The following is a 12,429-nucleotide window of genomic DNA, read 5'->3' as shown; positions in this document are numbered from 1 at the left end:
TTCTTGGTATTAACTTTTCTTATTTGCCGTCGTTGTTGGCATGCTTGTATGCTGGGTTAGCTTTTCCCCTCTGATTGTTTGTTATTGCCCAGGAAATAATGATGAAGAACTGGCTATTTACCTTTGCTGCCCTGAGTTGTCTGATTTACGCCTCTGCGACAGCCGCAAGTACCGCTGAAACAAAATTACCATCACACTCTACGGAAAATGACTACGCCCGCGTCAGTGCTGACGGCAAGGTGGCGGTGGCGACAGTGAACCCCTATGCCACGCAGATTGCGATGGATATGGTGGCGCGCGGTGGTAATGCGTTGGATGCGGCGATTGCAGCAACCTTTGCACTGGGTGTAGTGGATGGCCATAACTCGGGCATTGGTGGTGGCTGTTTTATTCTGGTGCGTTTGGCCGATGGGCGGGTGCTTGCGATTGATGGGCGTGAGATGGCGCCAGCGGCGGCAACACGCGATATGTTTTTGGTGGATGGCAAGGCTAATCCGGAGTTGAGCCGCACCGGTGCGTTGGCCGTGGGAGTTCCCGGTTCGGTATTGGCGTTGGATAAGTTGCGGCAATTGGGTGCTGCGTTGCGCTGGCGGGATTTAATTTTGCCCTCCGCCGAGTTGGCGGATAAGGGGTTTGTGGTGTCCCATAGTCTCGCGGAGCGATTGGCAGCAACCGCGCCTAATTTGGCGAAATTTCCTGCCAGTGCCGCGATTTATCTGGATGCTAAACAACAGCCTTGGGTGGCTGGCAGTGAACTGCGTCAGGTGGATTTGGCAGATACTTATCGTGCGATTGCCAAGCAGGGGTCAGCCTATTTTTATCAGGGCGATTTTGCGCGCAAAACCGAGCGCTGGATGCAGCAAAATGGTGGTTTGATCACCCGCAAAGATTTTTCCAATTACCAAATCAAAATGCGCAAACCAATCGTTTCCGAATTTGCCGGTTACACCCTTTATGGTTTTCCACCGCCCAGTTCCGGCGGAACCCATGTGGCGCAAATCCTGAATATTCTTGAACAATTTGATTTGGAAAAAACCACCACCAGCGAGCGCTATCACCTGATTGCCGAGGCGATGAAATTTGCCTTTGCCGATCGCGCCCATTGGTTGGGCGATGCGGATTTCACCCGTGTGCCGCGCGGTCTTACCGATAAAAATTACGCGCGCAGCATTGCCCAAAAAATCAGTTTGGAAAAAACCACGGCCGCGATCACCCACGGCAATCCTGAAGTGGATATCCAGCACCTGATGAACAAACACACCACCCATATCGCCGCGGCAGATTTGCACGGCAATTGGGTTGCCATTACCTCCACGGTAAACACCAGTTTTGGTAGTAAGGTCGTTATTCCCGGTACCGGTGTGGTGCTCAACAACCAAATGGATGATTTTTCTGCGCAGGTGGGTGCAGCCAATGCGTTTGGTTTGGTGGGGTCAGATGCGAACGCGGTTGCTGCAAAAAAACGCCCATTGTCCAGCATGAGCCCGACGCTGGTATTTAAAGGCGACCAACCGGTGATGACGCTCGGCGCGGCGGGTGGGCCCACGATTATCTCGCAAGTAGTGCAAACGCTGCTGTATCGCCTGCAGGACAATATGCCATTGGCGGAAGCCATGGCACAGCCACGTATTCACCAGCAGTGGAACCCGAATCAATTATTTGTGGAAGCGCGCATGCCGCAACCGGTACAGGAAGCGTTGCAGGAAAAAGGCCACGACCTGAAAGTCTGGTCGCGCATGGGGGCTTCACAGGCGATTGAATTGCGCGATGGCAAATTGATTCCCGTGGCCGAACCGCGGGTGATTGAACAAAACAGCGGGCGATAATTTCTGTAAGGTTTTCAGCGACTCATGTGCGCCGCGCGGATTTTTTCATCTGCGCGGCGCGCTTATTCTTTAATGCTCCGCTGTCGCGGGTTTAGCTAACCTGGGTTTTCCGCTGATTTTTTCTGCCAGTCCCTGCACCAGGCAGTAGAGCAGGGGCACCATAAAAATCGCCAGCAGGGTCGCAACCAACATCCCGCCAAATACTGTTAACCCCAAGGTTACCCGCGCGCCAGCACCGGCACCGGAGGCCAGAACCAAAGGCACGACCCCGAGGATAAACGCGAAAGAAGTCATAAGTATTGGACGCAGGCGCAGCAGTGCCGCTTCCAGCGCTGCATCGCGCAGGGCTTGGCCTTGTTCGTATTTCATTTTGGCAAACTCCACAATCAAAATGGCGTTCTTGGCAGCGAGGCCAATCACCAATACCAAACCGATTTGGGTGTAAACCGACCCCGGCGCGCCGGTAATCCACAGGGTAAACATGGCACCAAAAATTCCGAAGGGTAGGGACAAGAGCACTGCAAAGGGAATCGCCCAGCTCTCATAGAGTGCCGCGAGGAACAGAAATACCACCACCAGCGCCAGGGCCAAAATAGGTGCGGTTTGCCCCGCACTTTCCTGCTCTTGCCGCGACAGCCCCGCCCATTCAAAACCATAGCCCTCGGGTAGGGTTTCCGCCGCTACGGCGGCCAGTGCTGCCAGGGTTTCTCCAGAGCTGAAACCTGTAGCTGGTTTCCCGCCAATCTCGGCGGCGGTGTAACCGTTAAAACGTTTTAGCACAAACGGCGTGCCCGTTTTTTCGGTACTGACCAACGTGGAGAGCGGCACCATATGGCCCTGGTTGCTGCGCACAAATAGCAACCCCAGTGCTTCGGTGTTGTCGCGAAAGGCGCTGTCGGCTTGCAAGGTGACCTTATAGGTGCGACCAAACCGCGAGAAGTCGTTCACCTGTAAACCGCCGAGCATGGCCTGCAGGGTGGAGAATACCTCTGATAGCGGCACCCCGAGTTTTTTTGCTTTTTCGCGATCCACATGAATACGAATAGCCGGGGTGGAGGTTTGCAGTTTGGAGAATACCGAGCCAATTTCCGGCCGTTGTTGCGCCGCCGCCACAAAATTATTGGCGACTTCTTCCAGCGCTTTGGCACCTTTACCGGATTTATCCTGCAGCATCATGCTAAAGCCGCCGGTGGCTGATAGCCCGGGAATGGCTGGTGGGTTAAACGGCAGCACCTGTGCCTCGGTAATCCCCTGCGCCTGGGCGTAGAAACTGCCGATAATCGCGCGCAGTGAGGTCTCCGCCGTGGTGCGCTCTGACCAATCCTCAAGCCGGATCACCAATAATCCCGCGTTGGATTGCGGCGCCCCGACCAACAGGTTTACACCACTGACGCCAATGGTTTTATCCACCCCCGGAATTTGCAGTGCCAGGGCTTCCACCCGGCGCATGGTTTCTTGCGTGCGCGCCAAGGTGGCCGCTTCCGGCAGGGTGACAGCGGCTAAAAAGTAACCCTGATCTTCATCCGGCACAAAGGTGGTGGGCACTTGTTTGAATAACCCGCCGGTGGCGATCACCAGCCCAACCAGTAGCAGCAATGCGAGAGTACTGCGGCGAATACCCAGGGCTACACCGCGCCCATAGCGGGTGGTGATGGCGTCAAACTGGCGGTTGAATCCGGCAAAAAAGCGTTGGATCAGGCTGTTATCTTTGGGGTCTTTGTGGCGTAACAGCATGGCGCACAGGGCGGGTGTGAGGGTCAGGGCGACCAGCGCCGAGATCAACACCGCCACCGCGACCGTCAGGCCAAACTGGCGAAACATCACGCCCGATATTCCTCCCAGCAGCGCCACCGGCACAAACACCGCGCAGAGCACCAAGGCTATGGCAATCACCGGCCCCGAGACTTCGCGCATGGCGCGGACGGTAGCGTCTCGTGCGGTTAAGCGATTGTGCTCCATGTGATGTTCAACTGCTTCCACGACGACGATGGCATCGTCCACCACTATGCCTATCGCCAATACCAGCGCAAACAGGGTGAGGGTATTGATGGAAAAACCCAAGGCCACAAATACCGCCAGAGTACCAATCAGGCTCACCGGTACGGCGAGCATGGGAATCAGTGTGGCGCGCCAGCTTTGCAAAAATAACGTGACGACCACCAGCACCAATAGCATGGCCTCCACAAAAGTTTTGAGTACCTCGCGCATGGATTCAGTCACAAAAATGGTGTTGTCGGTGACTATATCCAGCGCCAGATCAGGCGGGAAATCACCTTGCACGCGCGCCAGTTCCGCGCGGATTTGCTCGGCAACGTCCAGCGCATTGGCATCGGGTGTGAGGTTGATGGCGTAAATAGCGGCGGGATTACCTTTGAAGGAACCGAAATAGAGGAAATCTTTTGCGGTTAACTCGCAGCGGGCGACATCGCCCAAGCGCACAAAACCGCCCTTGCTGTTGCTTTTCAGGATCACCGCACAGAATTCTTCCGGTTGCACCAATCGCCCTTGCACCAGCGCTGAGTATTGTGAACTTTGGGTGGCGGGCGCCGGGTATTGGCCAAAGGTTCCGGCGGGCACCTGGGTATTTTGTTCGCGCAGGGCTTGGCTTACATCGTTGGCGGTCACCCCGTGTTTGGCCATTTGGGTGGGCTCGAGCCAAATACGCATGCCAAAATCGGCGCCGTATTCATTCACGTTACCTACACCGGGAATACGTTTGAGCACATCGGTAATGTAGATGCTGCCGTAATTTTTCAGGAACAACTGGTCGTAACTGCCTTTGGGGGAATGCAGGGCGTAGTACATGAGTACATCGGGTGTCTGTTTGCGAATGGTCACGCCCGCTTGAGTCACTTCGCCGGGCAAACTCGGGTTGGCGGTAGCGGCGCGGTTTTGGGTGAGTACCGCGGCCATATCGGCGTTGCGTTCCAGCCCAAAAGTGACGTTGAGTGAATAGAGCCCACTGCCGTTGGATTGCGAATCCATATACAGCATGCCCTCCACACCGTTGACCTTATCCTCAATCACCTGCGCCACACTTTCCTGTACCACCTCGGCATTGGCGCCCACATAAGCGGTGCTGACGTTGATGGTGGGCAAGGTGATTTGCGGGTATTGGGCAATGGGCAACACACTCAGCGCCAGTGCGCCGCAGAGTGAAATAAACAGCGACAGCACAATCGCAAACACGGGGCGATCAATAAAAAAATGAGCCATGATTAATCCCCCTGTGCAGCGTTGACTGCAGCGTCGGGGCCAGCGCTCTCAATAACAGCGGGGCTCTCAATAACAGCGGCGCTCTCAATAACAGCGGGGCTATCAATGGCAATGGCCTTAACCTGCATGCCTGGGCGCGCTTTATGGTGGCCATCCACAATCACCTGTTCACCTTCACTCAGGCCACTGATGATTTGCACAAAACCATTGGCCTGGGCGCCCAGTTTGACTTCCCGTTGTTCTACCGTGCCGCTGCTATCCACCAGGCTAATAAAATTTCTATCCAGCACTTCCTGCACGGCGCGGTTGGGAATTAACAGGGCGTCATCAATTTGTTTTACCACGGCGCGAATGCGCCCAAACATGCCCGGGCGTAATACTTCCTGTGGGTTGGGGAAGGTGGCGGCCACGGCAAAAGTGCCGGTATCGCTGGAGATGGTGCGGTCAGAAAAGGTGATTAAACCGCTCTCGGGGTAGAGGCTGCCGTCGGCCAAAAGAAGTTTGACCGGAAGCAGCGGGCGGGGTTGGTTGGATTCCAGAATCGGGCGCACCAGTTGCAGATAATCGCGCTCGCTCAGGGCGAAATCCACACGCACGCTTTCGGTGGTGGATACCGTCGCCATCAGCGTTTGGTTGGCCGTCACCAATTCGCCAATTTTGACTTGTGCCCGCCCGATGCGGCCATTGTAGGGCGACACAATCGCGGACTCCTGCATCATGGTTTGCGCCTGATTTAATTGCGCCTGCGCTGCGTCCAGTGCGGCTTTGGCTTGCGCGACTTTGTTGATAATGTCGTCGTAAGCCTGGCGGGAAATAGTGCCTTTCTCCACCAGGGTTTTATAGCGCGTTTGATCGGCCAGCACCTTGGTTTGGTCGGCTTGCGCCTTGCTCACATTGGCTTTGGCCTCGTTCAGAGCCGCGAGTAAACTGTCGCTGTCGATACGAAACAGCGGCTGCCCCTGCTGCACCAAACTGCCTTCCTCAAACTCTACCGAAAGCACACGGCCATTCACTTTGGAGCGAATTTCCGCCTCCTCAACGGCCGCCACCTCGCCGATAAAATCCCGCTCAATTTCTATCGCTCGTCGCTCCGGTTGTTGAACACTCACTTGCACCGGGCTTGGGCCCGCCGGAGCGGGTTTGTCACAACCAACTAAAGCTAAACAAAACACGGCAGCAATAAGAGCACGGGTCTGCATGGCGGCGATCCTTTTGAGGTGGTGGGCGATAGTTCTGGCTAGGGATTAGCGCATTATTTGTTTCGCAATTTTTCCGTCTTTCATAATCACCAGAAAATTTTTCTCCGGGTCTGTCACCAAATTGATATCGGCCAGCGGGTCGCCATCAACCAGTAACAGGTCTGCCAATGCCCCCGGTTCGATTACCCCCAATTTACCGGGGTAGGGGTTGCGTGGGCCGGAGAGCGCCAGCAGTTCGGCATTGCCACTGGTGGCCATCATTAATACCTCGGCGGGTGTGTACCAGCGGATCATTTTGGCGAGCTGCGCACCCTGGCGCGCGGTGAGTTTTGCATCGAATAAACTGTCGGTGCCCCAGGCAACTTTGATGTTGTATTTTTTTGCCAAGGCAAATGCAGTGTCGGTACCTTGGGTGACTTGCAATTGTTTCGCCCGATTGGCGGAACCTTCTGGTTGCGGGTTGGCATCTTCATCGTCAAGAAAGGGTTGTAAGCTGAGCCACACGCCTTTTTTTGCCGCGAGTTTTGCGGTGGCTTCATCAATTAATTGCGCGTGGTCTATCACTTTTACGCCCGCATTAATGGCGGTTTGAATAGCGCGCGGTGTGTAGGCATGCACGGTGACATAGGTGCCCCAATTTTCTGCAGCATCCACCGCTGCGCGAAATTCCGCCTCGGTATATTGCGCAACATCCAGTGGGTCGTAGTTGGAGGAGACACCACCGCCTGCCGCTAATTTTATTTGCGATGCGCCGAGCATTAATTGTTCGCGGGTGCGGCGTAAAACTTCGTCGGCGCCATCGGCAATCGCGGCACCACCGGTGACTTCTGAATGATGTAAATGGCTGTTGGCGGTACGTGGTAATTCATTCAGGCTGCGATAATCCGCGTGACCACTGGTTTGCGAAATCATCGCCCCCGAAGGCCAAATGCGCGGCCCTTCAATCAAACTTTCATCTATCGCCCGTTTGATGCTGAACACTGGCCCGGCCAAATCGCGCACACTGGTAAAACCACGCAGCAATGTGTTTTTTGCTTCGCGCGCAGCAATTAAATTCAAATACCCCGGCTCACCGTTTAGCGCCACCTGCAGGGGTGTAGCCGTCATCATCATGTGAAAGTGCGCATCAATTAACCCCGGCATGAGCGTGCGCCCCTCGCCATTAATAATCAGTGTGTCTGCACGTTTATTAACGGGGATAGGTGTAGCAGAAATTTTTTCTATTTTATTGCCGCGCACCAACACATTGGTGGGTGCAGAAAGTTTGCCGCTTTTGCCGTCGAACACTTTCACATTTTCAAATAACACGGTGGTTGGTGACGGAGTTTGTGCGGCGGCAGAACCAGTGAAAAAAACACTGCTAATTATGAAAGGTATCGCCAGGCTCAAACCTTTTAAAAAAATGAAATCGATTTTGGTTTTAATTTCGGTTTTGGTGTAGCGGTTGCGAACAATCATTGCCATTTTCTCCATAGGACTAAGCACAATATTGATCGATAGATTTTGATAAAAACGCAACGCTTAACAATCTTAGAAACTGGCGCGCTTCCAACCCTCTGCGCCGTTGCACAACAAATACTGCCCTTCGAGCGATACACCTTCGGCATCAAATAAACTGATGGCGAGGGTTTTACACGGCTGTTGATTTTTTTGCGCCGCACTCACCAGCACCACTGTGCCGTTGATTTTGGAATTGGGGTTAAACCAGGTGATGGGGGTGCCCATGCTGTTGTCATTCAGTGCTTGCAGGGCGTGAGTTTCGATGAGGGCCAGATCCTCGTTACCCAGGGTTTGCAGGCGCGATTGGCTAATCTGCCATTGGCCTTGTGCATTTTTGCAAATGGTGAAGCCATAGGTTTCAGTGTTTTTGGGCGCAGAAGAGAAATTTAACAGCGTGCGACGACAGGGAATTCCCGCTTCGGTGTAACTGAGTTTAGGCAGGATTTTTACGCTGAGTTTGGATTGCGGTGCTTGCCATTGGGTGATTTTTTTGTCGGGCGTTTGCTCCAGTACGGTACTAATTTCCACTTTCAATTGCTGCATGTCGCTGTCAGACAATTGGCTAGGCAGGGTGTTTTTCATAAAGCCGAAATTACTCGCGGCCGCGGGCAGGGCAATGCACCCCAGTAGCACTGCCCCCATCAGCCGGGCAAGGGTTGTGCGCCGCAGGTAAGTGGTGCGGCGAGTTTGGTTAGGTGACTGGATAAATGAAAGTGTGGGTCTTGTTTTCAGCATAAACTCCGTCTCTTGTTAGGGGGATATTTCGGTACTCATCCAGTATGGCGAGCATCTATTGAACGTTTTATTTCAAACACCAAAAATGATAGCCGTCGTCTTTGTGTACTGCGCCTTCAACTTCTTTTTCAAAGCCCGGAAAGCGTTTGCTCCAATCCTGCAGGGCGGTGATGTAACTCAGCCAGGGGCCGTCGAGTGGGCCGAGGTTTTCACCGGGCATGACAATGGGAATACCCGGTGGATAGGGCATGATGCCCACACCGGTAACGCGGTTGGCCGTTTGTACCAGCGGCAGTAACTCCGCCGCACCCGCTTGCAGTTGTTGAAACGCTTTGCGCGGCGTGCAGGCAATTTGTGGCAAGTTGCTAAATGCTTCGGCCTGTAATGCATCCATGTGGCTGGTGCGCATGTAGTTGAACATTTCGGTGGCCAAGTCTTGCAAACCCATGGCGCGGTAGCGGGCGGGGGCTAAATCCACCAAGTCTGGTAATACCTGCTCCAGCAGAGTGTTGTTGTCGTAGTGGCGTTTGAAGGCGAGCAGCACGTTGATCAGGGTGCCCCACTTGCCTTTGGTAATGCCGATGCTGAACAGGCAGAGCACCATAAAATCGGTGGTGCGCGAGGGAATAATATTGTTGCGATAAAGAAACGCGCTTAACACGGGGGCGGGAATGCCCACCGCTTCCATCTGCCCATCCAGCCCCATGCCCGGCACCATAATGCCGGCTTTCATCGGGTCGAGTAGGCACCAATGTTTTTCCAGACCGCCAAAACCGTGCCAGGCCGCACCTGGTTCCAGTACCCAGCAGCTTGGGTCAGTGGCCAGTTGTTCCGGGTCGGCATCGGCAAAAGCAACCCATTTTCCGCTTTGTGCGTCGCGAATTTGCGGTGAGTTCCAGGGCTGAAAAAACCAATCGCCTTTTTGCGCAAACTCCCGGTGCGCCCTTGCCAGCGCCTGACGGAAATCCACTGCTTCGCGAATCACATCCTGCGTCAGGCTATAGCCGCTGCTGCCCTCCATCATCGCGGCGCCAATTTCATTAGAGGCAAAGAGTGTATAGAGCGGCGATGTTGTCGCCTGAATCACAAACGATTCATTAAAGCGGCTGTGTTCGATAGGGTTGCGACCATTGCGTACATGAATATAGGAGGATTGCGACAGCGCCGCGAGCAGCTTGTGAGTGGAGTGGGTGGCAAAAACAGTGGGCGCCGGTTCGGTGTGGTCGCGCGGGTCGCCACGCATGGCATAGCGGCCTTCGTACATAGGGTTGAAGCGCGCATAGCCATACCAGGCTTCATCAAAATGAATACGGTCTACCGACTGCGCGAGCACCGCCTCGGCGCGGGCGGCATCCAGGCACATGCCGTCGTAGGTACAGTTGGTGACTACGGCGTAGACGGGTTTGTCGCTGCTGGCCTGCGCGTGCAGCGGGTGCTGCTGAATCGCTTGGGCTATGGCCTGGGGGTTGAACCTATCGGCCGGGATTGGCCCAATGATGCCGTAGCGATTGCGGGTGGGGGTGAAATACACCGGAATACCGCCTGACAATACCAGCCCCTGCTCAATAGATTTGTGGCAATTGCGATCGCACAGGGCAAACTGGTTTTCACCGACGCAGGCCATAAAAATGGCGCGATTGGAGCCGGAGGTGCCATTGAGTACCGCGTAGGATTCATGGGCACCAAATACCCGTGCGGCAAATTTTTCCGATGCCTCTACCGGGCCGGTATGGTCGAGCACCGAACCGAGGCTGCCGCGCTCTATGCCGCCGTCGGTGCGAAATAAATTCTCGCCAAAAAAATCGAAAAATACCCGGCCTACTGCTGACTTGGTAAAAGCAATCCCGCCTTGGTGGCCGGGCGCTGCCCAGGAGTGTTCGTCTTTTTGGCTGTAGCGCAACAGGGCGTCGGTAAAGGGCGGTAAGAGGTTATCCAGGTAGCGATCCACTGCAGCCAGCGCACGGCCCACGATAAAGGGGGCAGTGTCCTCCAGTGTCCATACAAATTCATCGGCCAGCTCCATGGCTTCCACGGTCAGAGTTTGTTTGGCGGCGCGATCCGCCATTAAAAAGATGGGCACATTGGCGTTGCGTTGGCGAATGGTGCGCAGTAGCTCCATCACTTCAGCATGGCTCTCCGCTTCGTTGTCGCCCAGGGTCCAATCCACAAAAATGCAGTGAAAACCCGCATCCGAAATAATGGCTGCATGGCCGTCATCATAGGAGCGCGCTTGCACCAGCTCTACTTGCCGCTGTTGGAATTCGCTCACCAAATCATGCAAGGCACGGCCGCGCGTGCTATCCAAATTAGCCAGCTGATCTTCAACCACCAGCACATGGCGTTTAAAGGTTTTGTTGGTGCGACCGATCATAGCCAAACTCCTTTCATTCCAACGGCACTCAGGTGATGTTCCTGTGTTGCGGCGGTGTTATCGCACATTCAGTGTCAGTACGTCGCCCGCCCTCTAAAAGTTGAGTGTGGATGAAAATTAACTTACTGCAATGAAACCGGCTGAAAAACTCTGGGGATTGTGGCTGTGCGTGGGCAAAAAAAAGCGGTGCCAAAAGGCACCGCTGCAAGGCGTGAACCCCTAAGGGGTTAGGCGTGGTTCACGTTAGTGGTGATTACCCTCGGGTTCGGCGATACCCAGCCAGGTAAATTTGTTGGGTACAAAATCCAACTGGATGCTATCTGTCACATTTAATGAATCCAGATCCACCTGTTTAATTTGGTTGGCGATTGGATCGCTCACATAAATATGGTGGCCCGGTGTGATTGCCAGTTCAAAGCGGCTGCCCGTGGGCAGGGCGGCGATGTTGCTGGTGATCACTTGCAGGCGATCCACCACGGCCCAATCATGGGTGTGAATAACGGTCAGGCCGCCTTGGTTGTCCAGAATCACAAACAGTTCACCGGCATCGGCAAAACCATAGGCCAGTGCAGTGGGTGGTGTAGCAAGGCTGGTGTCCAACCAGTTAATGGCGGTGATGCTGGCGGCCGTTGTATCCAGTGCAAAAAATTGCCCTGCTGCTATGCCCACAAACTGCTCTAGCGCTTCATCGCCCAGCACTGTGCCAATGCGGGTAGTGCCGGTAAAACTGGTGGGGTTGGTAATTTTTGCGGCAGTAAAGTTGTCGCCATTTTGGGTGATAACTAACACACCGTCAGTGCAACCAAAGGCGATTTGATTTTCATTTTGTGCGCTGCCGTGCAAACCGGGGCAGGTTTCGGTAAATATTTCTTGCTCAGTAAATACACCTGCTTCTGCTTTATAAACTGCAACGCGATCGGGCAGTGTGCTTTCTGTTGCGGCATCGCGCACCGTGGAAATTAAATAATCACCGCGCCCTTGTGCAGCACCGTGCATGTGAGTGGTGTATTGCAAACGCGTGCCCGCCGTGTTGTTGGCGATATCGCTTTCGGTATACACAGCAACGCTCGCTGGTGTGGCAGTGGTGGCATTGCCATCGTAAAAAATAACCGATTGGGTGTGGTTGCCGGTGAAGTGGGTTGGGCGCGAACCATTCGCGTTAAAACTCATTTGCATCGGTGCTTCAATCACGTCGTCTTTATGGTCGCCGTGATCTTCTTGCGACAAGCCGCTGTCAATCACATTCACCAAATCCGCTGTGCGTTGAATAACATAACCGTAGCGATAACTTGGGCTGGCGTAAATCGCACTGGGCGCTTCGGTGAAGGTAAATTCCTCCAGCAATTGTTTTTCTTTAATGTCGATGATGCTGACTTTGGCTTGGTCTTTTGCGCTGATCAGCAAACGGCCTTGCGTCAGCTCATCGTCGTGATCATGGTCGTCGTCATGGTCATGATCGTCTTCGATGGGCACGGGTTCGCGCTCAACTATTTTGGTGTCGCTGCCACCACAGCCGCCCAAGAAGGCGGCGATCATGATTAGCGTTAGGCTGGAAACGGCGTTCTTTTTCATCATTTAAATT

At 54.2% G+C, this 12,429-nt stretch carries 7 protein-coding genes; 1 reads left to right on the top strand and 6 read right to left on the bottom strand.

Features of this window, described 5'->3' with window-relative positions; all coding sequences use genetic code 11:
• Positions 1-101: 101 nt before the first annotated feature.
• The gene (gene ggt / locus O59_RS13825) at positions 102-1,826 is read left to right on the top strand and encodes a gamma-glutamyltransferase (RefSeq protein WP_040392731.1); all 1,725 of its coding nucleotides are present in this window, start codon (positions 102-104) and stop codon (positions 1,824-1,826) included.
• Positions 1,827-1,895: 69 nt separating this feature from the next.
• Here ggt and O59_RS13820 read toward each other — a convergent pair whose 3' ends face one another.
• From O59_RS13820 to O59_RS13795, 6 genes are all read right to left on the bottom strand, one after another.
• Positions 1,896-5,042, bottom strand: coding sequence for an efflux RND transporter permease subunit (locus O59_RS13820; protein WP_007643779.1), 3,147 nt, complete (start codon positions 5,040-5,042; stop codon positions 1,896-1,898).
• A 2-nt stretch (positions 5,043-5,044) separates the two neighbouring features.
• Positions 5,045-6,241 carry an efflux RND transporter periplasmic adaptor subunit gene (locus O59_RS13815; RefSeq protein WP_007643778.1) on the bottom strand — a complete coding sequence of 399 codons (1,197 nt, stop codon included), beginning with the start codon at positions 6,239-6,241 and terminating at the stop codon, positions 5,045-5,047.
• A gap of 45 nt (positions 6,242-6,286) precedes the next feature.
• Complete coding sequence (locus O59_RS13810; RefSeq protein WP_040392729.1) at positions 6,287-7,699, bottom strand: amidohydrolase family protein; 1,413 nt, start codon at positions 7,697-7,699, stop codon at positions 6,287-6,289.
• Positions 7,700-7,771: 72 nt separating this feature from the next.
• Positions 7,772-8,476: a hypothetical protein gene (locus tag O59_RS13805; RefSeq protein ID WP_007643775.1), complete on the bottom strand. Its 705-nt coding sequence runs from the start codon at positions 8,474-8,476 to the stop codon at positions 7,772-7,774.
• A 67-nt stretch (positions 8,477-8,543) separates the two neighbouring features.
• Entirely contained in the window at positions 8,544-10,847 is a 2,304-nt protein-coding gene (locus O59_RS13800) for an Orn/Lys/Arg decarboxylase N-terminal domain-containing protein (RefSeq protein ID WP_007643774.1), read from the bottom strand.
• A gap of 243 nt (positions 10,848-11,090) precedes the next feature.
• A complete protein-coding gene (locus O59_RS13795) occupies positions 11,091-12,422 on the bottom strand; it encodes a hypothetical protein (protein WP_007643773.1) in 1,332 nt (443 codons plus the stop codon).
• Positions 12,423-12,429 lie beyond the last annotated feature (7 nt).

The organism is Cellvibrio sp. BR, assembly GCF_000263355.1.
Classification (GTDB): Bacteria; Pseudomonadota; Gammaproteobacteria; order Pseudomonadales; family Cellvibrionaceae; genus Cellvibrio.
The sequence above is the reverse complement of the archived record's forward strand: the minus strand, read 5'-3'. Positions and strand labels throughout refer to the sequence as shown.

Excerpts from the sequence above, each read along its gene's own strand:
- ggt (WP_040392731.1), top strand. The coding sequence starts at position 102 with ATGAAGAACTGGCTATTTACCTTTGCTGCCCTGAGTTGTCTGATTTAC.
- O59_RS13820 (WP_007643779.1), bottom strand. The coding sequence starts at position 5,042 with ATGGCTCATTTTTTTATTGATCGCCCCGTGTTTGCGATTGTGCTGTCG.
- O59_RS13815 (WP_007643778.1), bottom strand. The coding sequence starts at position 6,241 with ATGCAGACCCGTGCTCTTATTGCTGCCGTGTTTTGTTTAGCTTTAGTT.
- O59_RS13810 (WP_040392729.1), bottom strand. The coding sequence starts at position 7,699 with ATGATTGTTCGCAACCGCTACACCAAAACCGAAATTAAAACCAAAATC.
- O59_RS13805 (WP_007643775.1), bottom strand. The coding sequence starts at position 8,476 with ATGCTGAAAACAAGACCCACACTTTCATTTATCCAGTCACCTAACCAA.
- O59_RS13800 (WP_007643774.1), bottom strand. The coding sequence starts at position 10,847 with ATGATCGGTCGCACCAACAAAACCTTTAAACGCCATGTGCTGGTGGTT.
- O59_RS13795 (WP_007643773.1), bottom strand. The coding sequence starts at position 12,422 with ATGATGAAAAAGAACGCCGTTTCCAGCCTAACGCTAATCATGATCGCC.